Annotated in this window: 24 protein-coding genes; 12 read left to right on the top strand and 12 right to left on the bottom strand. The window is 70.6% G+C overall.

Annotated elements, in window-relative coordinates; translation table 11 throughout:
* Positions 1-25 precede the first annotated feature (25 nt).
* The 3 genes from OG371_RS08280 to OG371_RS08270 are packed head-to-tail and all read left to right on the top strand — an operon-like array spanning position 26 to position 2,950.
* The gene (locus OG371_RS08280) at positions 26-790 is read left to right on the top strand and encodes a hypothetical protein (protein WP_329067214.1); all 765 of its coding nucleotides are present in this window, start codon (positions 26-28) and stop codon (positions 788-790) included.
* 19 nt (positions 791-809) lie between these two features.
* Positions 810-1,742 carry a hypothetical protein gene (locus OG371_RS08275; RefSeq protein WP_329067212.1) on the top strand — a complete coding sequence of 311 codons (933 nt, stop codon included), beginning with the start codon at positions 810-812 and terminating at the stop codon, positions 1,740-1,742.
* Positions 1,743-1,792: 50 nt separating this feature from the next.
* Complete coding sequence (locus tag OG371_RS08270) at positions 1,793-2,950, top strand: cystathionine gamma-synthase (protein WP_329067211.1); 1,158 nt, start codon at positions 1,793-1,795, stop codon at positions 2,948-2,950.
* Between the two features lie 63 nt (positions 2,951-3,013).
* On the opposite strand, the gene OG371_RS08265 is transcribed toward OG371_RS08270, so the two are convergent.
* On the bottom strand, positions 3,014-3,313 hold the full coding sequence (locus tag OG371_RS08265; protein WP_329067210.1) for a hypothetical protein: 300 nt from the start codon (positions 3,311-3,313) through the stop codon (positions 3,014-3,016).
* Between the two features lie 95 nt (positions 3,314-3,408).
* On the opposite strand from OG371_RS08265, the gene ilvA reads away from it, so the two are divergent.
* Positions 3,409-4,611 carry a threonine ammonia-lyase gene (gene ilvA / locus OG371_RS08260; RefSeq protein WP_329067209.1) on the top strand — a complete coding sequence of 401 codons (1,203 nt, stop codon included), beginning with the start codon at positions 3,409-3,411 and terminating at the stop codon, positions 4,609-4,611.
* A gap of 4 nt (positions 4,612-4,615) precedes the next feature.
* Here the strand turns inward: ilvA and OG371_RS08255 are convergent, their stop codons facing one another.
* From OG371_RS08255 to hppD, 6 genes are all read right to left on the bottom strand, one after another.
* Positions 4,616-5,491, bottom strand: coding sequence for a ferredoxin (locus OG371_RS08255; protein ID WP_329067207.1), 876 nt, complete (start codon positions 5,489-5,491; stop codon positions 4,616-4,618).
* A 5-nt stretch (positions 5,492-5,496) separates the two neighbouring features.
* Positions 5,497-6,339, bottom strand: coding sequence for an immunity 49 family protein (locus OG371_RS08250; RefSeq protein WP_329067205.1), 843 nt, complete (start codon positions 6,337-6,339; stop codon positions 5,497-5,499).
* A 5-nt stretch (positions 6,340-6,344) separates the two neighbouring features.
* On the bottom strand, positions 6,345-10,418 hold the full coding sequence (locus OG371_RS08245; protein WP_329067204.1) for a hypothetical protein: 4,074 nt from the start codon (positions 10,416-10,418) through the stop codon (positions 6,345-6,347).
* Positions 10,418-10,723, bottom strand: a complete 306-nt coding sequence (locus OG371_RS08240) for a type VII secretion target (protein WP_329067201.1) — start codon at positions 10,721-10,723, stop codon at positions 10,418-10,420. Before OG371_RS08240 ends, OG371_RS08245 begins: the two co-directional genes overlap by 1 nt.
* Before the next feature lie 42 nt (positions 10,724-10,765).
* Positions 10,766-11,320, bottom strand: coding sequence for a YbaB/EbfC family nucleoid-associated protein (locus OG371_RS08235; RefSeq protein WP_329067199.1), 555 nt, complete (start codon positions 11,318-11,320; stop codon positions 10,766-10,768).
* Between the two features lie 230 nt (positions 11,321-11,550).
* Complete coding sequence (gene hppD / locus OG371_RS08230; protein WP_329067197.1) at positions 11,551-12,750, bottom strand: 4-hydroxyphenylpyruvate dioxygenase; 1,200 nt, start codon at positions 12,748-12,750, stop codon at positions 11,551-11,553.
* Between the two features lie 121 nt (positions 12,751-12,871).
* On the opposite strand from hppD, the gene OG371_RS08225 reads away from it, so the two are divergent.
* Positions 12,872-13,336, top strand: coding sequence for an Lrp/AsnC family transcriptional regulator (locus tag OG371_RS08225; RefSeq protein ID WP_329067196.1), 465 nt, complete (start codon positions 12,872-12,874; stop codon positions 13,334-13,336).
* Positions 13,337-13,366: 30 nt separating this feature from the next.
* On the opposite strand, the gene OG371_RS08220 is transcribed toward OG371_RS08225, so the two are convergent.
* From OG371_RS08220 to OG371_RS08210, 3 genes are all read right to left on the bottom strand, one after another.
* Positions 13,367-14,179 (bottom strand): MBL fold metallo-hydrolase, encoded by an 813-nt coding sequence (locus OG371_RS08220; protein WP_329067194.1) that lies wholly within the window; start codon positions 14,177-14,179, stop codon positions 13,367-13,369.
* An 88-nt stretch (positions 14,180-14,267) separates the two neighbouring features.
* On the bottom strand, positions 14,268-14,768 hold the full coding sequence (gene greA / locus OG371_RS08215) for a transcription elongation factor GreA (RefSeq protein ID WP_329067192.1): 501 nt from the start codon (positions 14,766-14,768) through the stop codon (positions 14,268-14,270).
* 199 nt (positions 14,769-14,967) lie between these two features.
* Positions 14,968-15,423 (bottom strand): DUF4307 domain-containing protein, encoded by a 456-nt coding sequence (locus OG371_RS08210; protein WP_442876090.1) that lies wholly within the window; start codon positions 15,421-15,423, stop codon positions 14,968-14,970.
* Positions 15,424-15,582: 159 nt separating this feature from the next.
* On the opposite strand from OG371_RS08210, the gene mca reads away from it, so the two are divergent.
* The 6 genes from mca (at position 15,583) to OG371_RS08180 (ending at position 22,127) form a co-directional block, all read left to right on the top strand.
* Entirely contained in the window at positions 15,583-16,494 is a 912-nt protein-coding gene (gene mca, locus OG371_RS08205) for a mycothiol conjugate amidase Mca (protein ID WP_329067188.1), read from the top strand.
* Positions 16,491-16,847, top strand: a complete 357-nt coding sequence (locus OG371_RS08200) for a hypothetical protein (RefSeq protein ID WP_329067186.1) — start codon at positions 16,491-16,493, stop codon at positions 16,845-16,847. The genes mca and OG371_RS08200 overlap by 4 nt, the downstream gene beginning before the upstream one ends.
* A gap of 54 nt (positions 16,848-16,901) precedes the next feature.
* Positions 16,902-18,896, top strand: coding sequence for a thioredoxin domain-containing protein (locus OG371_RS08195; RefSeq protein WP_329067184.1), 1,995 nt, complete (start codon positions 16,902-16,904; stop codon positions 18,894-18,896).
* Between the two features lie 118 nt (positions 18,897-19,014).
* Positions 19,015-19,572 (top strand): hypothetical protein, encoded by a 558-nt coding sequence (locus OG371_RS08190; RefSeq protein WP_329067182.1) that lies wholly within the window; start codon positions 19,015-19,017, stop codon positions 19,570-19,572.
* A gap of 401 nt (positions 19,573-19,973) precedes the next feature.
* Entirely contained in the window at positions 19,974-21,866 is a 1,893-nt protein-coding gene (locus OG371_RS08185) for an acyl-CoA dehydrogenase family protein (protein ID WP_329067179.1), read from the top strand.
* A gap of 120 nt (positions 21,867-21,986) precedes the next feature.
* Complete coding sequence (locus tag OG371_RS08180; protein WP_329067177.1) at positions 21,987-22,127, top strand: hypothetical protein; 141 nt, start codon at positions 21,987-21,989, stop codon at positions 22,125-22,127.
* A 7-nt stretch (positions 22,128-22,134) separates the two neighbouring features.
* Here OG371_RS08180 and trhA read toward each other — a convergent pair whose 3' ends face one another.
* Positions 22,135-22,818 carry a PAQR family membrane homeostasis protein TrhA gene (gene trhA, locus OG371_RS08175; protein ID WP_329067175.1) on the bottom strand — a complete coding sequence of 228 codons (684 nt, stop codon included), beginning with the start codon at positions 22,816-22,818 and terminating at the stop codon, positions 22,135-22,137.
* A 104-nt stretch (positions 22,819-22,922) separates the two neighbouring features.
* On the opposite strand from trhA, the gene OG371_RS08170 reads away from it, so the two are divergent.
* A complete protein-coding gene (locus OG371_RS08170) occupies positions 22,923-23,681 on the top strand; it encodes an isoprenyl transferase (RefSeq protein WP_329072954.1) in 759 nt (252 codons plus the stop codon).
* Positions 23,682-23,752: 71 nt separating this feature from the next.
* Here the strand turns inward: OG371_RS08170 and OG371_RS08165 are convergent, their stop codons facing one another.
* Positions 23,753-23,995, bottom strand: a complete 243-nt coding sequence (locus tag OG371_RS08165; RefSeq protein ID WP_329067174.1) for a hypothetical protein — start codon at positions 23,993-23,995, stop codon at positions 23,753-23,755.
* Between the last annotated feature and the right edge of the window lie 331 nt (positions 23,996-24,326).

Genomic DNA, 24,326 nt, shown 5'->3' with positions numbered 1-24,326 from the left:
GCCCGCCGGATCTCGAGGACGCCCCGTGACCTACCCCCAGAACCCAGGACCGCAGAACCCTGGACCCCAGCAACCGGGGCAGCAGCCGTACCCCGGGCAGCAGCCATATCCGGGACAGCAGCCGTATCCGGGCCAGCCGAGCCAGCCGTTCCCGGCGCAGCAGCAACAGCCGTACGGGCAGCCGCAGCAGCAGCCGTACGGTCAGCCGAGCCAGCCGTTCGGCGCGCAGCCGCAGCCGTACGGCCAGCAGCCGTTCCCGGCCTACCCGGGCGGTCCGGGTTCGATCCAGCAGCCCAAGCCCAGCGGTGGCACCGCCATCACCGCCGCGGTGCTGGCGATCCTCGGCGGCATCGTCTCGGTGATCAGCGTGATCGGCTCCATCGCGATCATCGTCGGGATTTCCGGCCACTTCCTGGTGCTCGGCATCGTGTCGCTGGTGGTGAACCTGGCGATGGCCGGGCTGCTGCTCTTCGGCGCCATCACGCTGATCATGCACAAGCCGATCGGCCGAATGTGCGTGATGATCGCCAGTGGCCTCGCGATCGCGTACACCGTGGTCTCGCTGGTCCTCAACCTCATTGGCACCAGGGGCTTCAGCACCAGCGCGATCGCCGTGGGCTACGGCGCGTTCGGCTCGATCCTGTCGATCCTGCCGCCGATCGCCACCCTGATCCTGGTGATCGTGAAGCCGACCGCGTTGTGGGTCGGCCTCGGCACTCCGAACCCGGGCATCCAGCAGTACCCGGGTGGGTACTCTCCGCAGCAGGGAGGCGGCCCGCAGGGCTGGTGATCGCGGCGAGGGGAATTCGTTGACGTACGGCTTTCAGCCGCGTCGTGGCGCCGGCGCGACCTGGACCGTGACGGCGTTGCTCGGCCTCGGCATGGGCGGGATCGCGGTGTCGACGCCGATCCTGCTGTTCCCGAAACTCCAGTCCGGCGGCTCGGTGACCGTGCTCGTGCTGTTTGCCTTGGCAGGGCTGGTTTTCCTCGCCGGCGCCGCCACGACGTTCGTTCGCCCGGCGGGCGGGCTGGTCCTGCTGATCGCCGGCGGGGTGCTCGCGGTGGCGCTGGGGCTGCTGGAGCCGATGCTGCTTCAGGCGCCGTACGGGAAGTTCCTCGAACGGTCCTTCGAGTTCCACGTCGACGGCGCGTACGGCACGGTCGGCTGCCTCACGCTGGCGCCGCTGGTGCTGCTGCTGGCCGTGGTGGGGCTGATCGTCCGGGGCGTCCACCGCCGGCGCGACCGGGCCGTGGCCGAGGGCCGGCGCGCGCCGCGCCAGTCCCGGCTGCGGCTGGTGATGACCGCCAACCCGGCGCTGAACCGCCTGCTCGGCACGCTCGTGCTGGTGGCGCTCGGCGTCACCGGCACCCTGCTCACGCTGTTCTCGATCAGCGACTGGCGCGACGGCAACGGCGTCGTCGCGCTGGTCCTCGAGTTCGCCTGCTGGCTGGTCGTGACCGCGGCGGGCGTGGCGCTGCTCGGCGGCCAGCGCTTCGGCGGCCGGTTGGCGATCGGGGCGGCGGCGCTGGCGTTCGTGAACGCGGCGATCGAGGCGCCGGTCCACGACTGGGACGTCTGGCCGGAGCTGGCGGCCGCGCTGATCACCGGCGTCGTCAGCGTGCTGCTGGTGCGGCCGAAGCGGGCCGAAAGTGCGGCCTCGCCTGGCTTCGCCGCACCCTCGCCGCACCAGGGCGAACCCGCCGCCCAGTCCTACCAGGGCGGACCTCCCGGCGGCTGGTGAGATCAGTCCCACCTGACGGGATTGTCAGGGGTGGGCCGTACCCTGGATGCATGGTCGACGACTACTCCGCCCTGGGCTTCGAAACACGTGCGATCCACGCGGGACAGAAGCCCGATCCGCGCACCGGCGCGGTCATCGTGCCGATCTACCAGACCTCGACGTACGCGCAGGATGGCGTCGGCGGCACGCGCGAAGGCGACTACGAGTACTCGCGCACCGCGAACCCCACGCGCACCGCGCTGGAGCAGGCGCTCGCGGCACTGGAGGGCGCGCGCCACACGCTCGCGTTCGCCTCCGGCATGGCGGCGTCCGACGCGGTGCTGCGGACCGTCCTGCGCCCGGGCGACCACCTGGTGCTGGGCAACGACGCGTACGGCGGCACGTTCCGGCTGATCGACAAGGTGCTGAGCCTCTGGGGCATCGAGCACACCGTGGCCGACCTGTCGAAGATCGACGAGGTGCGGGCCGCGATCCGCCCGGAGACCAAGCTGATCTGGTGCGAGTCGCCCACCAACCCGCTGCTCGGCGTCGCCGACATCGCGGCGCTGGCCGGGGTGGCGCACGACGCGGGCGCGCGGCTGGTCGTCGACAACACGTTCGCGACGCCGTACCTGCAGACCCCGCTGGCCCTGGGCGCGGACATCGTGGTGCACTCCACCACCAAGTACCTCGGCGGCCACTCCGACGTGGTCGGCGGCGCCGTCGTCACCGACGAGGACGACCTGCGTGAGCAGCTGTTCTACCTGCGCAACGCGGCCGGCGCGGTGCCCGGCCCGTTCGACGCCTGGCTGACCCTGCGCGGCCTCAAGACCCTCGCGCTGCGCATGGAGCGGCACAGCGACAACGCCGAGCTGATCGCGCAGACGCTCGCGAAGCACCCGAAGGTCTCCAAGGTCTACTACCCGGGCCTGCCCGAGCACCCGGGCCACGAGGCGGCGGCCAAGCAGATGCGCCGCTTCGGCGGCATGGTGTCGTTCCGCCACGCGGACGGCGAGGAGGCGGCCCTGCAGGTCGCCTCGCGCACCAAGCTGTTCATCCTGGCCGAGTCCCTCGGCGGCATCGAGTCGCTGATCGAGCACCCGGGCCGGATGACCCACGCCAGCACGGCCGGCTCCACCCTCCAGGTCCCGGCCGACCTGCTCCGCCTGTCGGTCGGCATCGAGGACCCCCGTGACCTGATCGCGGACCTCAACGCCGCGCTGGGCTGAGCCCCGGGCCGGACTCGTGAGTGCCTGCGACGGTTCTAACCGGCATGAACACTCACGAGGGGTTCAGGGGCGGTAGCTGCTGGGCAGCGGGTGGACGTTGGGCGCCGGGTGGTGCGCCGCCGCCTCCTCCGCGGGGGAGGCGGGGGACAGCTCGGAGCCGTCCACGCAGCCGCCGACCAGCTCGACGTGGTTGTCGTGGCGGATGTACTGCGCGGGGCCGCCGCAGCCGGCCGCGTCCACGGTGAAGAAGGCCGCGCCGGTGAGCGCGACGGCGGAGGCCACGCCGATGGCGAGGGGCAGCAGACCGGCCGAACGGGTCGCGCTCAGACGCCGGGCTTTCGGCGCGTCGCTCTCGGCGGCCATAGTCGCACTCCCTGATCACGTGTGGTTGCTGTTATCAGCGTACCGGTCCCTCCTCTGGTGCACTCCGGCCATAGGTGGGTGGCATCATCGCGACCATGGAACTGGTCAGCCTCGAACGCGTTCAGGAGGCCCGCAAGCTCCTGGAGGGCATCACGCGCCTCACCCCGATGGAACACGCGCGTGACCTCCGGCGGCTCCACGGCGGCCCGGTGTACCTCAAGTGCGAGAACCTGCAGCGCACCGGCTCGTTCAAGATCCGCGGCGCGTACACGCGCATTCACGGCCTGAGCGCCGAGGAGCGGGCCCGCGGCGTGGTCGCGGCCAGCGCCGGCAACCACGCCCAGGGCGTCGCGCTGGCGTCTTCGCTGCTGGGGATCTCCTCGACGGTCTTCATGCCGCTGCGCGCGCCGTTGCCGAAGCTGGCCGCGACCCGCGGTTACGGCGCGGACGTGCACCTGTTCGGCGCCGTGCTGGAGGAGACGCTCGCCGAGGCGGTCGCGTTCTCCGAGCGCACCGGCGCGGTGTTCATCCACCCGTTCGACCACGTCGACGTGATCGCCGGGCAGGGCACCGTCGGCCTGGAGATCCTGGAGCAGGTGCCCGGCGCGAAGACGGTGCTCGTCGCGACCGGCGGCGGGGGCCTGGTGGGCGGCGTCGCGTCCGCGGTGAAGGCGCTGCGCCCGGACGTGCGCGTGGTCGGCGTGCAGGCCGAGGACGCCGCCGCGTTCCCGCCCTCGCTGGCCGCCGGGGCGCCGGTCCGGCTGGGCGAGCTGCACACCATGGCCGACGGGATCGCCGTCGGCCAGCCGGGGCCGGTCAGCTACGCGCACGTTTCCTCGCTGGTGGACGACATCGTGACGGTCACCGAGGAGTCGCTCTCGCGCGCCGTGCTGCTGTGCCTGGAGCGGCGGAAGCTGGTGGTCGAGCCGGCCGGCGCCGCGACGGTGGCCGCGCTGCTGCAGCACCCGGGCGCGTTCGAGCCGCCAGTGGTCGCGATCCTGTCCGGCGGCAACGTCGACCCGGTCCTGCTCCAGCAGATCATCCAGCACGGCATGACCGCCGGCGGCCGTTACCTCAAGCTGCACCTGCGCGTGCCGGACCGCCCGGGCTCGCTCGTCTCGGTGCTGAGCTGTGTGAAGGACTTGGGTGCGAACGTGCTCGACGTGGAGCATTCGCGGATCTCGGGCAGCCTCGCGCTGGGTGAGGTCGATGTCGCGCTGGCGCTGGAGACCCGTGGCCCCGAGCATTGCGCGGATGTGGAAGCCGCCCTCGCGGACGCGGGGTTCACCATCGTCTGACGTCCTATGTGGATGGTGGTCCGGTGATCGAGGCCAGCGCTAGATCCCGAGCGGGCTCACCGACCTCCGGGACGGCGAACCGGTGCCCGCGAATGTGGCTCAGCAGCTCGGGATCCGGCGCGACCTCGTGCTCGCGCAGGTAGTACGCGACGGCGCCGGGCCAGACCCAGCTGCCGTCGGTGCTGAAGGTCAGGGGCACGACGTCGGTGCGCGACGGGTCGAACGCGTCGGTCTCATACGTTCGCGCCGCGAGCACCACCGGCGCCGCGTCCAGGTACGCGAGCACCTGCTCGCGTTCGCCGGGCGAAAGCGGCTCCCGCTCGACGACCGGCCGTCCGGCCTCGTCCAGGCCGTCGTAGACGCGGGGCGTCTTGACGTCGTCCGCAGTCTCGGCCGGCGGGTTCACCACCCCCGGCGGCGGGCTGGGCGGCGCCGCTGCCGCCGGCAGCCCGGCCCTGGCGCGCAGCCATGGCGGGAGGAACCGGTCGGCCCGGGGGAAGAACCGCAGCTCGTCCTGGAAGCCGATCGGCGGCGGCGCCTGCCGCCAGACGGGCTCCTGGTCCGGCCGGAATTCGACAGCCGGCGGCCGTTGCGGGTCGAACACCAGGGTCGCGCTCAGCCAGGTGCCACGCCCCGGCTGGTACATGCCGCTGCGCAGCACGCCGAGCAGCCGCACCGCTTCCGGGTGTGGCCGGAGCGGGTGCGCGCGCCCGTCCGGCGCGACGACCAGGACGTCCACCTCGACGTGCCGTCCGGCGGCCCGGTAGTCGACCTGGATCCGGCGCCAGCCGGGCGCCGTGGCGGAAACGAGGGCCTGGCCGAGGCGGGCGACGAGGTCACGCTGCCCGTCCGGGCCGAGCGGGGCGGGAGGCTGGGTCATTTCGCTCAGCCGTCCGCCGGCCGGGTGCCCAGGAGCAGGTTCAACGGCGTGTAGCCGGACCGGACGTCCACGGTCATCCCGGCCGACCGCGCCAGCACGGCGACCGCCAGCGGCGCGAACGCGACGAACCCGTCGGGCTGCACCTCGTTGCCGCCCGCGGTCCAGTAGGCCCGGTGCTGCTCCAGCGCGTCGGTGTACGCGTCGGCGAACTTCGCGGAATCGCGGCGGAGCAGGTAATAGAACATCCGGATCGGCGGGTAGACCAGGCGCATCATCGCGTCCGGCGGCGTGAATCGCGCGGTGTCCGGGTCTGTGCCGTCCATCGCCGGCAGGAACAGCTCTGGCGTCACTTCCCCGTGGGACAGAAAGGTTTGCAGGGTTTCGACCCATGGGTACATGTACGCGTCGTGTTCGACTCCGGACGCGCGCAGCAGGTCCAGCGGCACGGACGCCAGCTGCTGGATCAGCGTGTCGTCCCGCGTGATCACGGCGAGCCAGGCGGCGGTGAGCCATGCGCCGGGGTCCGCCCGCTCGTTCGGCCCGGTCCCGGCGAACCGCATCGGACGGCCGATCACCGCCTCCACCTCGGCGTCGGTGCCGGCCGCGGCGAAGATCGCCGCGGCGGCCTGCGCGGCGGTATGCAGGGCGTCCCAGGTGTCGGGGTCGGCCGAGTCCGGGTCGACCACGCTCCGGTACTGGGTGAGCATCAGCTCACGGCGCAGCACGTTCGCCAGCGCGGCGGTGTCCTTCTCCACGTAGTCCAGGTAAAAACCGACCTGGGGCGAGAGCGCTTCGATCTGCTTCCACGCCAGCTCGACGTCGATCGGGTGCCTTTCCACGGTGGTCATCGATCTCATTCCTCGCTGCGTGGTGCCGAACCGGGCGGCCGCAACGGTGACTCGTAGTCGTAACCGTTGAACGGCTTGTAATCGTAACCGAGGTTGCGATGGGGCGTGACGGACTCGTCGACGAGCGCGCGCACCTCGATGTAGTCGAGCCGCTTCTCGAGCTTCGCACGCTCCAGCGCGTTCGCCAGCCCGGGGTCGGTGAGCGCCATCCGCTTGACGATGTCGCCGAAGTAAGCGGGATGGCCCTGTTTGTAGGTGCGGGCGACCTCGGGCAGGTAACGCTCGCTCGTCCCGCCGCCGGGGCCTTTCGCCTCGTGGACGATGTAGTGCGGCTCGCCGCCGTCGTGGTGGTCGACTTCCCAGATGTGGTCGAAGTTGCCGGGTCCGGGTTTCTCGCCGTCGATCGGGTGGCGTGGGGTGATGTCCGCGCGCACATTGCCGTCGGAGTCGACGATCTGGTAGCGGTGGCTGCCCTCCGGCGCGTCGGGATGTGGCCGCACGTCGAAGTCGTCCTTGGGGAACGCCTCGCTGAACTCGCGGTGCAGGCGGTCGCGCACCGCATGGCCGGAAGCCTCCTCGCCCAGCACCTCGGAGGCGTCGTTTTTGGCGTTGTGGGCCGATTTCCATCCGTCGTCGTCGGTCGGGGTGTCGTCGAGGATCGCCTTTTTGGCTTCGCGATCGGCGATGCGGTCCTCGATGGCGTCGTAGTCGTGGTCGCGCCAGTTGCGGGTGTCGGAGTGCGGGCCGGGCACGTGGCCTTCGGTGCTGGGGGTGTCGTTCCCTCCGGTTTCCGCTGTGTGTCCCGCTTCGTGGCTCGATTCGTGTTCCGACGACGGTTGGTCACGCTGCGGCGCATGCGTCGACGAGCGCTCCTCGTCGAACCCGAGCGACTCGGCGGCGGGCCGGTCGTGCTTGAACGTCGGCTTGCCGTCGACGAGGTCGAGCGGGTGCGGCGGGTTCTCGGGATCGGCGGCCGTATGCCGGATGCGCAGCTCCCGCACGCCGTTGTGGGTCGTCTCGTAGTAGTGCTTCTTGATGTACTCGGGGTCCTCGATGTTCTCCCGCGGCGTCCGCCCGTCGGGCCCGGGCCGGTCGCGCCAGTCCTCCGGCTCGTCGGCGTTGTCTTCGCCACGGTGCCGCGAGCTGTCCGCATCGACGTCATGCGGATCGTGCCGCTGGGTGTCCGGCGCGAACCCATCGTCCCCGACATGGTGCGAGGTGCCGTCCGGCCGGTGCACGGACCACTCCCCGTCCGGCGGAATCCGCGGCCGCATCCGCCCGTCCGGCCCGATTTCGTAGTCGGACGAGAAGACCCGCCCATGCGAGTCGGTCCACGCCGGCTTGTTCGGCGCCATCACCTCGGTGTCCAGCTCCCGCGAGAGCCGGTGCGCGAAGTCGTTGGACCCCGCATCACACCCGATCAGCCGGATCGGCCGTCCGTCGTAATCCCCGTTGCGCCGCAAGACATCCGCGAACTCCTCCGGCGTGTACAGCCGATCCCCGATGCGCGCGTGCCCATCCGGCGTCACGTGCACATCGGCCGTGAACCGCCCGTCCGGATCCGGCTGGACGCGATGGGGCAGGTCACCCATGTCCGCGTCGCCGCGGTGGTAGGAGCTGCCGGCGGGGGTGCTTTCGGAGTGGTGCTGGTTGACCTCGTCGGGGGTGAGGGGTTCGTTGGGGTTGTCTTGGTGTGGAGCGTCGTGGTGCCCGTCCTGCGGGTCCCCGTGGTGCGGAGCGTCCTGGTTCGGAGCGTCGTGATGGGGACTGTGCTGGTCAGGGGTGTTGTTGTGCTGCGCACCCGGTGAGTCGTGATGCGGCGGGCCTGTGGTGTCGCGGCGGGGAGTGTTGCTTTCGGGTGTCCGATGTGGACCTTCGGGGCCGGGCCTGGTGTTCCCAGGACCGTTGCCGCCACCGGGATGCGTGCCGGGCCGCTGGGTGCCCGGCTGAGTCGCGGCCCCTGGCGATCCGCGCGCCACGGGCTCCGGCGCATCGCTCGGCCGCCGGGGCGCGGGGCCGGTGCCGTCGCCGGGTCGCTGAGGACCGCGGGTGTTGGTGTCACCGGGCCTCTGGGGTCCGCGGGGGTCGGTGTCGCTGGAGCGGCGTTGGCCGGGGACGGAGCGGTCGGGGCCTGGGCGTCCGGTGGACGCGTCCGGAGTGTGCGGGGTGCGGGCACCAGGACTGCCGGGCGTACCGGTCCAACCGCCACCGGCGCCGGGGCGGGCGCCAGGAGCGCCGCCTCCGGGAGCGCCACCCGAAGCACCGCCACCGGGTGGCATCGAGCCTCCAGCAGCCGGTTGTCCTTGCTGCGGCGCGGATCCACCCGGCGAATCCCCACTACGCGGGGCCGGGGCGCCGGTCGTGGGCTCGTTCACGCGGGACGGTGCATAACCACTAGCCGACGTCGAGCTGTCGCCCCGACGCGAACCACCACCCGAGCTGTCCCCACTCGCGTGAGTTGCGGAACCCCCACCGGAATGAGACGCCCCGCCACCACCCGAGTGGGACGCCGAGCCGCCACCCGAATGCGGCGCGGAACCTCCACCGGAATGCGATGCGGAACCGCCGCCCGACGGCGCACCACCGGAATGCGACGCCGAATTGCCGCCGCCCGAATGCGGCGTCGAACCGCCGCCGGACGGTGCCGAGGAGCGCCCGCCATCGGCGTGCGACGGCGAACCACCGCTGTGCGACGGAGAGCCGTTTCCGTTCGAGGCATGGGAAGAGGAGCCACCAGACGGGGTGGAGGAGCCGCCGCCTGCCGAGTGGGAAGAGGCACCGCCAGCGCTGTGGGACGAGGCGCTGCCGCCGCCCGACGGGCCACCGTCACCGTTGCCGCCGCCGGACGGGCCGCTGTCACCGTGGGTGCCGTTCCCCGTGGAGCGGTGCGACGGAGAACTGTCCCCTGTGGACGAAGAGCCGCCGTCCGACCTGCGGGAACTGCCGCCCGAGGAAGGGGAATCGCCATCGGAACCCGAGCGGTGGGAACCCGAACCGCCGGAGCCCGAGCCACCTGAACCGGAACCCGAACCGCCCCCAGAGCCGGAATCCGAGCCACCCGAACCCGAGCCAGACCCGGCACCGTCGGCCCCACCAGAACCCGAGCCAGCCCCCTCGCCATCAGCCCCACCAGACCCGGAGCCCTCACCAGATCCGGACCCGGAAGAATCCCCGTCCCCACCACCGTGATGCCCGCCGCTGCCCCCACCGGCACCGCCGCGCTGAAGAAACCCACCCGCCTTGATGTTCTTCGTACTGATCACATCGAGGCCGGTCACCTTGCCGGCCAGCTTGCCGAGAACCTTGATGATCTTGGTGAAAACGTCGGCGAGCTTGCCCAGCAGCGGCGAAACCCGGCGCATCGTGTCGCACAGCTTCGTGAGCAGCTCGCTGATCTTCTCGCCCCACTTGGCGATCGCCGCGACCGCCTGCGCGATCACCACCGGCGTGCCGAAGCCGAGGGAGAAGACCTCCTCCAGCACCCACGCGATCAGCTTGCCCACCAGGTCGGCGATCAGGTCGCGGACCGTCTCGCGCACGAACGCGACGACCTCGCCCATGATCGTCGTCACGGTACCGATGGCGCTCGCCACCGTCGCGGCGCCGCCGATCGCCTCGGCGGCCTCCGCGGAGGACTTGCGGTACGCGTCGGCGGCGTCGCCCTTCCAGTCCGCGGTGCCGGTCTTCACCGCGTTCGCCAGCTGGGTTTGCTGTTCCTCCAGCGACTTCGAGACGTTGCCCCAGCTTTCGCCGTACGACTGGATCACCGGCGGGTCACCCGCCACTGAGTCGAGCATGTCCTTCAGCGGCTGCACGTGCTCCATCAGGAACGACGCCGCGGACGACAGCAGGTAGCCGAACGGGTCGATCGCCGCGCCCGCGATCTCGCCGGCCAGGCTCAGCACGCCGAGGCCGCCGGAGACCCAGTCGCCGTCCTTGATGCCGTTGAACGCGTCCACCGCGGACTCGGCGACGCCGATGCCCGTGCCGTAGCCGTAGTCCCCGTTGCCCGCGGTCAGCGGGCCGGGGCCGTCGCCGTCCTGCTCGGGCTGGACGACCAGCGGGTTCGCCTCCGCCATCAGTCACCCGCCTTCATCGAGCCGGCGACGTCACCTTCGTAGCTCTGGTAGGCCTTCGCCGCGTCACGCACCTTCTGCGCCTGCCCGTCCATCGCGGTGACGGTGTCCTTGAGCGCGTTGATGCCGTACTCCTCCACCGGGTCGAGCATCATCCGGAACGGCTGGCAGAGAATGCCGTACGCGTCCGTGGGCATGCTGACCTGGTTCGCGGCGTCGGCGGCCTGCTGCAGCGCGTCGCCGAGCGCGTCGAGCCGGCGGGCGTGCGCTTCGAGGTCGGTGCCGACCTCGAATCCCTTCGGTGCCATGAGTTTCGTCCCCCTAGATTGGCCGCTGAACAGCCCCGAACGTCAGGAAAGGATGGGTCCGCCGAAGTTGTCGTCATCGTCGTCCGGCTGGGACCGGCGGCGACGCGGTGGTGGCGGCGGAGGAGGCGGGGCCTGCTGCCGCGGCGGTGCGGGCGGCGGCGGTGGTGGCGGCTCGGTGTCCTCGGGGATGAAGCGACGTCCGTGGTCGGGCTCCGGCGCGGCCGGCTCCTCCGGCGGCGCCGGGAACGAGCCCTTCGCCTTCTCCACCAGCGCGTCCGTGGTGCCGTCTCCGCCGACGGTTTCCGCCGCGGCCTGCTGCAGCAGCTCGGGAATCCGCGACTGCGCCTTCTGCACGAGCTGCATCACCAGTGCGGACACCTCGGCCATCCGCTTGCCGTTCGCGGACTCGGCGATCACCAGGTTCTTCAGCAGCCCCTTGGCATCCACGGTCACCTCGACCAGACCGTCCTTCGACCGCTCGGTGACGGTCTGGCCCTGCATACGCTCGGCCATCGCCTGGTAGCGCGCGGCGGTCTCCTTGAGCTGGCGTGTCCAGCCGTCGACCATCTGCTGACTGGCGTCGATGCTGTCCGGCATCGGCCCCCTGTCTGATTCGCTGACTTCCCCACAGTGACGGCGCCGGTCGGCCGCCGGTTCCGTTTCAGCCCGGATTGCGCCGATCAATCCAGTTTCGCATCCCGGTCAATCGGCGCAAACAAGCCCCAACCGTGCACCGCGCGCAGCGAGAAGTAGCGCAAAGTAGCGAACGGCCCGCTCGCGACGAGTTCGTCGCGAGCGGGCCGTTCGCTACTGGGGGAGTGGCCGGGTCAGAGGTTCCCGCGGCGCTCCTGCTCACGCTCGATGGCCTGGAACAGGGCCTTGAAGTTGCCCTTGCCGAAGCCGAGCGAACCGTGCCGCTCGATCAGCTCGTAGAACACCGTCGGGCGGTCGCCGATCGGCTGGGTGAAGATCTGCAGCAGGTAGCCGTCCTCGTCGCGGTCGACGAGGATCTTGTGTTCCTTCAGCGTTTCGATCGGCACCCGCACCTCGCCGATCCGCGCGCGCAGCTCCGGGTCCTCGTAGTAGGAGTCCGGCGTGTCGAGGAACTCGACGCCCGCGGCGCGCATGGCGGTGATCGTCTGGATGATGTCGTTGGTGGCCAGGGCGATGTGCTGGCAGCCCGCGCCCTCGTAGAACTCCAGGTACTCGTCGATCTGCGACTTCTTCTTCGCCACGGCCGGCTCGTTGAGCGGGAACTTGACCCGGTGGTTGCCGTTCGACACCACCTTGCTCATCAGCGCCGAGTAGTCGGTGGCGATGTCGTCGCCGATGAACTCCGCCATGTTCACGAAGCCCATGACGCGGTGGTACCAGTCGACCCAGTAGTCCATCTTGCCGAGCTCGACGTTGCCCACACAGTGGTCCACGGCCTGGAACAGCCGCTTCGGCGCGCCCTCGGGACGCTTGACGGCGCTCTCTCGCGGCTCGTAACCGGGCAGGTAGATGCCGTTGTAACGGGACCGGTCGATCAGCGAGTGGCGGGTCTCGCCGTACGTGGCGATCGCGGCCATCCGCACGGTGCCGTGCTCGTCGGAGACGTCGTGCGGCTCCTCCAGGATCGTCGCGCCCTCCGCGCGGGCGTGCGCCACGCACTTGTCGACGTCGGTGGTCTCCAGCGCCAGGTCGGTGACGCCGTCGCCGTGCCGGCGGTGGTGGTCCAGCAGCGGGGAGCCGGGCTGCACGCCGCCGGTGATGACGAACCGCGCCGAGCCGGACTTCAGCACGAACGACTTGCGGTCGAAGTGCCCCGTCTCCGGGCCCGAGTACGCGACCAGGCGCATCCCGAACGCGACCTGGTAGAACCAGGCAGTCTGCGTCGCGTTGCCGGCGACGAACACCACCGCGTCGAGGGACTTGACCGGGAACGGGTCGGCGGCCGCGTCGTGGTCGACCAGGCCGACGAGCTGGCGGAGCTGGTCGTAGCTGACGTCGTCGAGCGCGCTCTGCGGATCCATGGTGTTGGTCATGTCAGAAAGCATCCGTGGTGAAGGGCAAGATGAGCAATGGTCGTCGATTACGCTGGACAGGCTGACCAGTAGAACCGGATAGCCGAAGGTCATCCTGGACAACCTGCGCAGGGAGATGACGATGCTGGACTCGCTCGACGCGCGGCTGCTGTTGCTGCTCACCGACTCGCCGCGGCTGGGCGTGCTGGAATGCGCGCGCCGGCTCGGCGTGGCCCGGGGCACGGTGCAGGCACGGCTCGACCGGCTGACCGAGCGCGGTGTCCTCGGTGGCTTCCCGCCGGAGCTCGACCTCGCCGCGATGGGCTACAGCCTCACCGCGTTCGCCGTGCTGGAAATCGCGCAAGGCAAGCGTTCCGGGGTCGCCGAGGCGCTCGCGGCGATCGACGAGGTGTGCGAGGTGCACGCGACGACCGGGCAGGGTGACCTGTTCGTCCGGCTGGTCGCGCGGGACAACGACGACCTGCAGCGGGTGATCGACGAGGTGGTCGGCGTGACCGACGTCCTGCGCACGTCGACCTCGATCGCCCTGTCGACGCCCGTGCCGCCGCGCGTGCGCCCGCTGCTGGAGCGCACCGCGCGGGGCTAGCTCACCCCGCGCGGTGCGGAAACCCTTGGCCTAGAACGCTTCCAGCGCGTGAGCAAGGTACCGCCGGGCCGAGCGCTGGACGACCTCGTGCCCGTCGGAGCGCACGATCGCGTCCCACCAGGCGCCGTAGATCGCGTCGAAGCGGTACGGCTCGAGCAGCTCCGCGGCCCGGCGCACGACGCTCGGCCGCTCCGGGATCAGGTTCGGGTAGCTGTACATGAAGCCGACGTGCGTGCGGTCCGGCACGACCTGCACGATGTCGCCCGAAAGCAGCGCGCCGCGCCCCTCTTCACCGCCCGGCCAGTGCAGCACGGTGCCGCCCGCGAAGTGCACGCCCAGGTTGATCAGCCGCAGGTCGTCGGCCACGTCGAGGGTGGTGCCGGACCACAGCTTGATCGACGGGTCGGGCCGCCCGATCCACTGCTGGTCGTCCTCGTGCAGGTAGACGGGCACGTCGAAGGCGCGCGCCCACTCCACCATCGTCGTGTAGTAGTGCGGGTGGCTGATCGCGATGCCGGTCAGGCCGCCGAGTTCGGTGATCTTCGCGATCAGCGCGTCGTCGAGGTACGCCGCGCAGTCCCACAGGAAATTGCCGGACTCCGCTTGCACGAGCAGGGCGCGCTGGCCGATCGCGAACTTCGGGTCCGACCCGACGCCGACCAGGCCCGGTCCCTGCTCCTGCACCCGCGGGCGGTACGAGCCGCCGGCGCGGAGCGTGGCCAGGTCCGTCCACCGCTGGCCGGCGGCCGGGACGTACTGGCGCTCGTCCTCGCAGACCGGGCAGTTGTCCCTCGGCCCGGCGTACTGCATGCCGCAGGCGAGGCACATCGGTTCGGTGCTCATGATGGTTTCCTCCCAGTTTCATTACCGGGAGCCACGCTAGACCGCCGTGAGCGCACCCGGCCGCGAAGGCCGGGCGCGCGCCGGGGGATCAGGCTTTGATGTAGGGCACGGCCTTGACCAGGGTGACCTTCTGGATCTTGCCGTTGGGCAGCTCGTACTCGCGGGCCTCGCCCTCCTTGGCGCCGAGCAGGGCCTTGCCCAGCGGCGACTCCGGGGAGTACACGTCGATCCCGCCCTCGGCGCCCTCTTCACGGGTGGCGAGCAGGAAGTTCTCCTCGTCGTCGTCCCCGTCGTAGCGCACGGTCAGCACCTTGCCCGGACCGGCGGTGCCGTCGTCCGCGGGCGCCTCGCCGACCTTTGCCGAGCGCAGCAGCTCCTGGAGGTAGCGGATGCGCGCCTCGGCCTGGCTCTGCTCCTCGCGCGCCGCGTGGTAGCCGCCGTTCTCCTTGAGGTCTCCCTCTTCGCGGCTGTCGTTGATCCGCGCTGCGATGACCGGACGATTCTCGATCATTTCGTCGAGCTCGTGCTTGAGCCTGTCGTAGGCATCCTGGGTCAGCCAGGTCACCTTGGTGTCGCTCACGGTCACCATCTCCTCGTCGGGCCTGCCAGGCTTGGGTGTACAAGCCGGCCACCGCGCGAACAAGGATTGCCCACGCGGTTGAGATAAAGGAAAAACACGGCCCGCCTCGGGCCGTGCTGGTGAATCAGCGTATCACGGCATGACAGCGCGACGCCGGTCAATTCCCACGTGGCGCGGTCGCTCGCCGCGCGCATCACCCCGTTGGCCGCTATGGGGTTGACATATACCGTGGTATGTCGTACGAGCAGCCGTAAACGTCGGCGGTCACCGGCATCCCGATGCTCTTCACCACCACGTCCACCCGGCTGTGCCCGGCCCCGGCGGGGACCAGGACTTCCCGCCGGCCGCTTTCCGCGCCCGCTCGGTCCCGCACGCGGACGACGCAGACCCCGGCCTTGTCGGGCTGGTCGCGCGTGACGTTGATCGTGATCTCCATCGCGTTGCCCGGGCGGTTCTCGAACGCGACCCGCTCGGCGTCGATCGGGGCGTCGCCGAGGTTGACGTACGCCACCCAGGCGATCACGCAGCTCACCACCACCGCGATGCCGGTGAACAGCCACCGCCGCCAGCGCTTCGACCCGCTCCGGCCGACCGTGCCGTACCGGTCCGCGGGCGGGGCCGGACGGGCGCCACCCTCGGTCGTCACGACGTCTCCGGTCTGCAAATCCGGGCCTCCGGTCGTTCTTGTCGTACCCGCGGGGACAATGGTGGGCGGGGCCGACGCGGGCACCACCCGCAGTCGAGTATCCGCGAGCCCGTCCGGCCCCGCGGAGCCGGGGCGGGGTACGACGGAATAAAGGCACACGAAGGGGTCGTTCCGAGCATGGTGCGAGCTGACGAGCTGACGAGCGACGACAACCGGAACCTGCGTCTCATGGCGGTGCACGCGCACCCTGACGACGAGTCGAGCAAGGGCGCCGCCACCATGGCCAAATACGTGGCCGAGGGCCACGAGGTGATGGTGGTGACCTGCACCGGCGGCGAGGCGGGCAGCATCCTCAACCCGGCGATGGACCGGCCGGAGGTGCTCGCCAACATGTCGGAGATCCGGCGCGAGGAGATGGCGACCGCCGCGAAGATCCTCGGGGTCAAGCACCGCTGGCTCGGCTTCATCGACTCCGGGCTGCCCGAGGGCGACCCGCTGCCGCCGGTGCCCGAGGGCTCGTTCGCCGTGGTCCCGCTGGAGGAGTCCACCGAGGCGCTGGTCCGCGTGATCCGCGAGTTCCGGCCGCACGTGATGACCACGTACGACGAGAACGGCGGCTACCCGCACCCGGACCACATCCGCACCCACGAGGTGTCGATGGCGGCCTTCGACGCGGCCGGCGACCCGGAGCGGTTCCCCGAGGCCGGCGAGCCGTGGCAGCCGCTGAAGCTGTACTACGGGCACGGCTTCTCCAAGGCCCGGATGATCGCCTTCGACACCGCGCTGAAGGCCGCCGGCCAGCCCTCGCCGTACGAGGAGTGGCTGAAGTCCTGGCCCGCGGACCGGCCCGACATCATGGAGCGGGTTACCACGCGCGTCGAGTGCGGTGAATACTTCGAGGTGCGGGACGAGGCGCTCAAGGCGCACGCCACGCAGATCGACCCGACCAGCCGATGGTTCGCGGTCCCGCTCGACGTGCAGCGCGAGATGTGGCCGACCGAGGAGTACGAGCTGAACCGCTCCCTGGTGGACAGCACGCTGCCGGAGGACGACCTGTTCGCCGGCATCAAGGAGAAGGTGAGCCCATGAGTTTCGGTGTGCCGGCCGTCGCGGTGGCCCCGCTGACGGCGTCGGCCCTGTTCCTGGCACAGCAGCCGGACAGCGGGGACAACGGCGGCCAGGGTGAGGACTTCGGCAAGTCGTCCCCCGTCGGCCTGCTGGTGCTGATCCTGTTCCTGATCGCCGTCGTGTTCCTGGTGCGGTCGATGAGCAAGCACCTGAAGAAGGTGCCGGCGAGCTTCGACACCGACGACGCCGCGGAGAAGGACGGTGCCGCGGCCGAGGAAGGCTCGGAGCCCGCTCCGGGTGAGCCCGGGGAAGGCGAGAAGGCCGAGGCGAAGCCGGTCGACAAGTCGAGCGCGAGCCCGTCGAAGACCGACTGAGCCCGAAGCGGTCCGGCGGCGGCGCCGGACCGCGTGGGTGACACCCTGGTCCCCATGCCGAACCGACTGGCGGACGCCACCAGCCCGTACCTCCTGCAGCACGCGGACAACCCCGTGGACTGGTGGCAGTGGGGTGCCGAAGCGCTGGCCGAGGCGCGCCGGCGGAACGTGCCGATCCTGCTGTCGGTCGGCTACGCGGCCTGCCATTGGTGCCACGTGATGGCGCACGAGTCCTTCGAGCACGAGGGCACCGCGGCGCTGATGAACGCGCACTTCGTGAACATCAAGGTCGACCGCGAGGAGCGGCCGGACGTCGACGCCGTCTACATGGCCGCCACGCAGGCGATGACCGGTCAGGGCGGCTGGCCGATGACGTGTTTCCTCACGCCCGAGGGCGAGCCGTTCCACTGCGGCACCTACTACCCGCCGTCCCCGCGGTCCGGGATGCCGTCGTTCAGCCAGCTACTGGTCGCCGTCGCCGAGGCGTGGACGGAGCGGCCGGAAGACCTGCGCACGAGCGCGAAGCAGATCATCGGGCACCTCACCGAGCAGGGCGGCCCGCTGCCGGAGTCGGCGGTGGACGCCGAGGTGCTGGCCGCGGCGGTGAAGAAGCTCGGCGAGGACGCCGACCCGGTGAACGGCGGATTCGGCGGCGCGCCCAAGTTCCCGCCGTCGATGGTGCTGGAGTTCCTGGTGCGCCACCACGAGCGCACCGGCTCGGCCGAGGCGCTCTCGCTGGCGGAGTCGGCGGCCGGCGCGATGGCCCGCGGCGGCATCCACGACCAGCTGGCCGGCGGCTTCGCGCGGTACTCCGTGGACGCCGGGTGGACCGTGCCGCACTTCGAGAAGATGTTGTACGACAACGCTTTGCTGCTGCGCTTCTACGCGCACCTGGCCCGGCGCGGCTCGGCCTTCGCCCAGCGCGTCGCCGAGGGGGTCGCGGAGTTCCTGGCCACGGACCTGCGTACGCCGCAGGGCGGCTTCGCCGCTTCGCTCGACGCGGACACGGACGGCGTCGAGGGCCTCACCTACGTCTGGACGCCGGAGCAACTGCGTTCCGTACTCGGTGACGAAGACGGCGAGTGGGCCGCTGAGCTGTTCGGCGTCACGGCGTCCGGCACGTTCGAGGAGGGCGCCTCCACGTTGCGCCTGCTCGGCGACCCCGATCCCGAGCGTTACGAGCGGGTCCGGCGGGCGCTGCTGGCCGAGCGGGCCACGCGCCCGCAGCCGGGCCGGGACGACAAGGTCGTCGCGGCGTGGAACGGGCTCGCGATCACGGCGCTGGCCGAGGCAGGCGTGGCCCTGGATCGTCCACAGTGGATCGAGCTGGCGCGGGACGCCGCCTCGCTGCTGCTCGAGGTGCACGTGGTCGACGGTCGGCTGCGGCGCAGCTCGCGCGACGGCGTCGTCGGCGGCTCCGCCGGGGTGCTCGAGGATTACGCCTGCCTCGCCGACGGTTTGCTGGCGCTGCACCAGGCAACGGGCGAACCGCACTGGCTCACCGAGGCGGCGCGGCTGCTCGACCTCGCGTTGGCGCACTTCGCCTCCGAGACCGCGGACGGCGCGTACTACGACACCGCGGACGACGCCGAATCCCTGGTCCAGCGCCCCTCCGACCCCACCGACAACGCGAGCCCCTCGGGTGCGTCCGCGCTGGCGGGCGCCCTGCTGACGGCGTCCGCGCTGGCCGGTCACGAGCAGGCCGCGCGCTACCGGGACGCCGCCGAGCTGGCGTTGCGCCGCGTCGGGCTGCTGGCCACGCGGGCGCCGCGGTTCGCCGGGCACTGGCTTTCGGTCGCGGAGGCGGCGCAGTCGGGCCCGGTGCAGGTCGCGGTCGTCGGCCCGGCGCCCGAGCTGGTCACCGCCGCCGCGCGGCACATCCACGGCGGTGGTGTGGTCCTCGCGGGCGCGCCGGACGCGTCGGGGGTGCCGCTGCTGGCGGACCGCCCGCTGGTCTCGGGCGAGCCGGCGGCCTACGTCTGCCGCGGCTACGTCTGCGACCGCCCGGTGACTTCGGCCGAAGACCTGCTGGCCCAGCTGCGACGCTGAGTTTCCGCCCCTGGTGAACAGAGCCCTGTCAGACCTGTATCCGGCGTAGCGTCGGTGACGTTGTAATCATGTAATCGCGGAGGCGAGCATGGACACGTACTTCAGGGTGGTGGGACACATGGGACGAGGTTGGAAGGGCCGCGGCGGCTGGTCGCAGGGCGAGGTGCCGTCGGCCGAGGACGCGGCGGCCTGGCTCGGCGGACGCCTCCCGGACGGCTGGTTCACGGGCGCGCCGGAGGTCACGGCCGACCGCGAGGAGATCGTCATCGTGGGCGAACTACCAGAGCTGACGGGCGATTTCGCCGACGACGCGGCCCGCGCGGCCGCCGAGGACGGGCGGATCAGCCGGTTCCGCGAGGAAACCCGCGACGAGCGCATCGAGATCGCCCGCCAGGCCGAACACCGCTACCAGCGGAAAGTCGCCTGGGGCGCGAAGCTCGGCGGCACGAAAGTCCTGTTCACGACATTGTCGGCCCCGGTGATGACCCGCCTGCGGCAACCGGAGCGGCTGATCCTCGACACGCTCGTCGACGCAGGCGTCGCGCGGTCGCGCTCGGAGGCGCTGGTGTGGGCCGTCCGCCTGGTCGGCGAGCACGCCGACACCTGGCTGGCCGACCTGCGCGAAGCAATGACCAAGGTCGACGACCTACGGGCGAAGGGCCCTGACCTGGGCTGAGCCGGTACCCGAAGGGGACTCTCGTGCGCTGCGAGGGTCCCCTTCGCATGCGGGCGCGAGGGTCCCCCTCGCCTCGGTGGGCGATGGTCCTTTTCACACACGGTGCTTGGGCTGGGTCGGTACCGAAGGGGACTTTTGCGCCCGGCGCCTGGGCTGAGTCAGTACCGAACGGGACTCTCGTGCGCTGCGAGGGTCCCTTGGCGAGAGTCCCCTCGGCGCCCAGGCACCCGGCGCAGCACCACCGTCCGCGCCGAGTTCCGTGCGGATCCCTCCGCGCCGCCGTTTCCCCGCCCACAGCCCAGCCAAACGATCGAGTCTTCCTTCTCACCTCGGCCTGCGTGGGCCGTCGCGGTGGGGCAGTCTTCGTTACGAGCCACAAATGCAGCCGTATCGGAGGAGCCGTGGACATCCCTGCCGTGCCGAGCAAAGTGGATCCCGACGCGCTGACCGCCGTCCTCGACGGGCGCTGGGCCGGGCTCCGGCGCGAGGTGCGCGCGCAGATGACGGCCGAGGCCTTCAGTGACCCGGTGGACCTCGACATCGAGGCGCATCGCGCGCAGGTGCTGGAAAACCTCCGCCGGCTGGCGCGAACCGACCGGCCGGGGCTCGGCTTCGACTCGGCGTACGGCGGTGGGGACGACGTCGGCGGCTCGGTGACGTCGTTCGAAATGCTCGGCTTCGGCGACCTTTCGCTGATGGTCAAGGCCGGCGTGCAGTGGGGCCTGTTCGGCGGCGCGGTGCAACTGCTCGGCACCGAGCGGCACCACGAGAAGTACCTCAGCGGCATCATGGACCTCAGCGTCCTCGGCTGTTTCGCGATGACGGAGCACGGCCACGGCTCCGACGTCCAGAACCTGCACACCACCGCCACCTACGACCCGGCGACGCGCGAGTTCGTGGTGCACAGCCCGGATTCGGGCGCCACCAAGGAATACATCGGCAACGCGGCGCGCGACGGGCGGCTGGCCGTCGTCTTCGCCCAGCTCGTGACCGGCGGCGAATCCCGTGGTGTGCATGCCTTCCTGGTGCCGATCCGCGACGGTGGCGAGCCCGCGCCCGGCGTCACGATCGAGGACTGCGGCCGCAAGGCGGGCCTCAACGGTGTCGACAATGGACGGTTGACGTTCGACCACGTCCGCGTCCCGCGTGAGGCGCTGCTGAACCGCTTCGGCGACGTCGCGGAGGACGGCACCTACTCCAGTCCTATCGAGAGCGACGGACGGCGTTTCTTCACCATGCTCGGCACGCTCATCCGCGGCCGGGTCAGCGTCGGCGGCAGCGCGGGCGACGCCACGAAGCGCGCGCTCGCGTTGGCGATCCGCTACGGCGAGCAGCGACGCCAGTTCAAGCGTCCGGACGGCGACGAGGTGGTCATCCTCGATTACCTTGGCCACCAACGAAAACTGCTGCCCGCGCTGGCGAAGACGTACGCGCTGCACTTCGCGCAGGAGGAGCTTGTCGCGAAGCTGCACGACATCCCGTCGGACGCGCCGGAGGAGGAGCAGCGTGAGCTGGAGGCGCGCGCCGCGGGAATGAAGGCGCTCAACACCTGGCATGCGACGCGCACGATCCAGGCCGCGCGCGAGGCCTGCGGCGGCGCCGGTTACCTGTCGGAAAACCTGCTCGCCGGGCTGAAGGCCGACACCGACGTGTTCACCACGTTCGAGGGCGACAACACCGTGCTGCTGCAGCTGGTCGCGAAGGGCCTGCTGACGCAGTACAAGGAGCACTTCGAGGACCTCAGCCCGCTGGCCACGGCGCGGTTCGTCGCGGAACAGCTGGTGGGCGCGGTGATCGAACGCACCGCCGCCCGCAAGGTCGTGGAGCGCCTCACCGAATCCGACGACGGTGACGTCCTGTTCAACCGCGAGTGGCAGCAAAAGCTGTTCGAGGACCGCGAGGAACACGTCCTGGAAGGCGTCGCGAACCGGCTCCGCAAGGCGGCGGACGACCCGTTCGGCGTGTTCAACGCGGCGCAGGACCACGTGCTGCGCGCCGGCCGGGTGCACGTGGACCGCCTGGTGCTGGACGCTTTCGCCCGCGCGGTCTCGTCGTGCGAGGACGCGGAGGTGAAGGCGCTGCTGGAGCGAGTCTGCGACCTGTACGCCCTGTCGGCCATTGAGGAGGACCGCGCGTGGTTCCTCGAGCACGGCCGCCTCACGGCTTCGCGCTCGAAGGCCGTGACCGCCGCGGTGAACGCCCTGTGCGCCGAGCTGCGCCCGCACGCGCGTGCGCTGGTGGACGCGTTCGCGATCCCGGAGCAGTTCCTGGCCGCGCCCATGCTGCAGGCCTGAGCTGGTACCCCTGAACGGCCCCTCGACACCGCCCTTTTCCCGCCGCTAGGCTTTTTCCGGCGACGGGCTCCGGTCCGTCCCGGGGGTTCGTTTCCGGCCCGCCACTGGAAGGTCCTGACTGTGAACGTCACCCGGGGGACCACGCACGACGCCCTGCTCGCCGCCTCATCCGCAGGCTGGCCGACGACCCTCCGCTACGCACTCCTGCTGCTGGTCACCAGGGGGACCATCGGCGCGGCGGTGCTGCTACTGCTGAGGTAAGCCCCAGCTAGGCGTACAGCGCCAACCAGATCGCGATGTAGTGCGACACCGCCGCCAACACCGTGCAAGCGTGGAAGAACTCGTGGTACCCAAAGGTGTTCGGCCAGTAATTCGGCCACTTCACCGCATAAAAGACCGCGCCCATGGTGTAGAACAGCCCGCCGACGCAGAGCAGGACGAGGGCGGCGACGCCGGCGTGGTGGCCCAGTTCGGGCATCACGAAGATCGCGACCCAGCCCAAAGCGATGTAGATCGGGACGCCGAGCCAGCGGGGGGCGTGCGGCCACAGCATCTTCATGGCCACGCCCAGCACCGCGCCGCCCCAGACGACCGACAGCACGATGTAACCCGTGGGCTGGGACATGGCCAGCAGGGCGAACGGGGTGTAGGTGCCGGCGATGAACAGGAAGATCATCGAGTGGTCGGCGCGCTTCATCCACTTGTACGCGCGCGGGCTCCACAGCCGGCGGTGGTACAGGGCGCTCACGCCGAACAGGCCCAGCACGGTCAGCCCGTAGACCGACGTGGCCAGCGCCGCGAGCGGCGAGACCGTCGACGCGGCGAGGCTGATCAGCGCCGCGGCGCCGGCGACCGCGCCGAAGAAGGACCAGAAGTGGATGTGCCCGCGCAGCCGCGGGCGGGTGTCGACGGGCGCAGGGCCGGACGGTGGGGGTTCGGTCGTCACGCTCACTCAGCCAGGTTACGGGACCGTAGGTTTTTCGCCAGCCACCGTGGCGCGTCACACGTCCGGCTCAGGGGTGCGTACGCTCAGCTGACGTGAGCATCAGGTCCTTCATGTCCGACGTCGTTTACAGCGTCTACGGCCGCCGCCTGATCCAGCAGGCCGCGGACAGCCATCCGCGGCACGTCGCCATCATGCTCGACGGCAACCGCAGGTGGGCGCGCGAAGCCGGCTTCACCGACGTCGCCGACGGGCACCGCGCCGGGGCCAAGAAGATCGCCGACTTCCTCAGCTGGTGCCAGGAGGCCGAGGTCGAGGTGGTCACCATGTGGCTGCTGTCCACCGACAACCTCAACCGCGACCCGGACGAGCTCACACCGCTGCTGAAGATCATCACCGACGTCACGGACGAGCTCGCGGCCCCCGAGGCGCCGTGGCGGCTGCGCATCGTCGGGGCGCTGGACCTGCTGCCGATCGAGGTGGCGCAGAAACTCACCGCCGCCGCGTCCCGCACCGGGGACCGGCCGGGCATGGAGGTGAACGTCGCCGTCGGTTACGGCGGGCGGCAGGAGATCGCCGACGCCGTGCGCAAGCTGCTGCTCCAGCAGGCCGACGAGGGCACCTCGATCCGCGAGCTGGCGAAAATACTCGACGTCGACCACATCTCCGAGCATCTGTACACCTCAGGGCAGCCGGATCCGGACCTCATTATCCGGACCTCGGGCGAACAGCGGCTTTCCGGATTCCTGCTCTGGCAGTCCGCGCATTCGGAATTCTGGTTCACCGAGGCGTATTGGCCGGCATTCCGCCGGGTCGACTTCCTTCGCGCGCTTCGCGACTACGCTTGGCGCCACCGCCGCTTCGGCGCCTGACCCTGTTCGAAGGATCCGGGCACGAACGAGGGCCCCGGAGCGAACTCCGGGGCCCTCGCCTCAAACCACGATCAGTGGCTGTGGTGCTCCAGCGAGTGGAGGACCAGCGCCGGGGTGGTGGCGATGCCCGTGTAGGCGCCCGCGACCAGGGAAGCCGCGCCGTAGCCGAGCGCGCCGCCGCCCTCGATGAAGGTCGCGTAGGCGTCACCGAACGTCGGGTCCGGGGTGTGGGCTGCCGGCGCGGCGAACGCCGTACCGCCGAGCATCATCAGGCCCGCGGCCGCACCAGCGACAATTCCAGCCTTCTTCAGCACTTCGCACACTCCTAAGTAGATAATCTGGGATCTCGGGCACCGAACGCTCCGGTGGTGTGTCCCGCAGTGAGAAAATTACCCCCGATTGGCCCGTAACGAATGCCCGGTACTCCCATTGTGTGAGCCGAAATGGCCGGGTTCACCCGGTCCGGGTCAGTGTCCAGTACGCGAAATGCATTTCCGCCGCCCCCGTGGTATAAGCTTTTCCCGAGTTCTTTCAACGCGTTCGGTGACGATTTCCCGAAGATCATACTGACGCGTGATCCCCCGAATGCCACGCTGCTCACTCAGCGTGATGTCACAGGGTGTTGATGTCGGGCGACCCACGGTG

It is taken from the genome of Amycolatopsis sp. NBC_01480 (genome assembly GCF_036227205.1).
Lineage (GTDB): Bacteria > Actinomycetota > Actinomycetes > Mycobacteriales > Pseudonocardiaceae > Amycolatopsis.
Note: the sequence above shows the minus strand (reverse complement) of the source record. Positions and strands in the feature narration are given on the sequence as shown.

Bases quoted from the DNA above. Each gene is read 5' to 3' on its own strand.
- OG371_RS08235 (WP_329067199.1), bottom strand. From the start codon at position 11,320: ATGCCGGACAGCATCGACGCCAGTCAGCAGATGGTCGACGGCTGGACA.
- OG371_RS08270 (WP_329067211.1), top strand. From the start codon at position 1,793: ATGGTCGACGACTACTCCGCCCTGGGCTTCGAAACACGTGCGATCCAC.
- OG371_RS08255 (WP_329067207.1), bottom strand. From the start codon at position 5,491: ATGACCCAGCCTCCCGCCCCGCTCGGCCCGGACGGGCAGCGTGACCTC.
- OG371_RS08170 (WP_329072954.1), top strand. From the start codon at position 22,923: ATGTCCGACGTCGTTTACAGCGTCTACGGCCGCCGCCTGATCCAGCAG.
- OG371_RS08195 (WP_329067184.1), top strand. From the start codon at position 16,902: ATGCCGAACCGACTGGCGGACGCCACCAGCCCGTACCTCCTGCAGCAC.
- OG371_RS08245 (WP_329067204.1), bottom strand. From the start codon at position 10,418: ATGGCGGAGGCGAACCCGCTGGTCGTCCAGCCCGAGCAGGACGGCGAC.
- greA (WP_329067192.1), bottom strand. From the start codon at position 14,768: ATGGTGACCGTGAGCGACACCAAGGTGACCTGGCTGACCCAGGATGCC.
- OG371_RS08240 (WP_329067201.1), bottom strand. From the start codon at position 10,723: ATGGCACCGAAGGGATTCGAGGTCGGCACCGACCTCGAAGCGCACGCC.
- hppD (WP_329067197.1), bottom strand. From the start codon at position 12,750: ATGACCAACACCATGGATCCGCAGAGCGCGCTCGACGACGTCAGCTAC.
- OG371_RS08200 (WP_329067186.1), top strand. From the start codon at position 16,491: ATGAGTTTCGGTGTGCCGGCCGTCGCGGTGGCCCCGCTGACGGCGTCG.
- OG371_RS08225 (WP_329067196.1), top strand. From the start codon at position 12,872: ATGCTGGACTCGCTCGACGCGCGGCTGCTGTTGCTGCTCACCGACTCG.
- OG371_RS08190 (WP_329067182.1), top strand. From the start codon at position 19,015: ATGGGACGAGGTTGGAAGGGCCGCGGCGGCTGGTCGCAGGGCGAGGTG.
- ilvA (WP_329067209.1), top strand. From the start codon at position 3,409: ATGGAACTGGTCAGCCTCGAACGCGTTCAGGAGGCCCGCAAGCTCCTG.
- mca (WP_329067188.1), top strand. From the start codon at position 15,583: ATGGTGCGAGCTGACGAGCTGACGAGCGACGACAACCGGAACCTGCGT.
- OG371_RS08220 (WP_329067194.1), bottom strand. From the start codon at position 14,179: ATGAGCACCGAACCGATGTGCCTCGCCTGCGGCATGCAGTACGCCGGG.
- OG371_RS08250 (WP_329067205.1), bottom strand. From the start codon at position 6,339: ATGACCACCGTGGAAAGGCACCCGATCGACGTCGAGCTGGCGTGGAAG.
- OG371_RS08265 (WP_329067210.1), bottom strand. From the start codon at position 3,313: ATGGCCGCCGAGAGCGACGCGCCGAAAGCCCGGCGTCTGAGCGCGACC.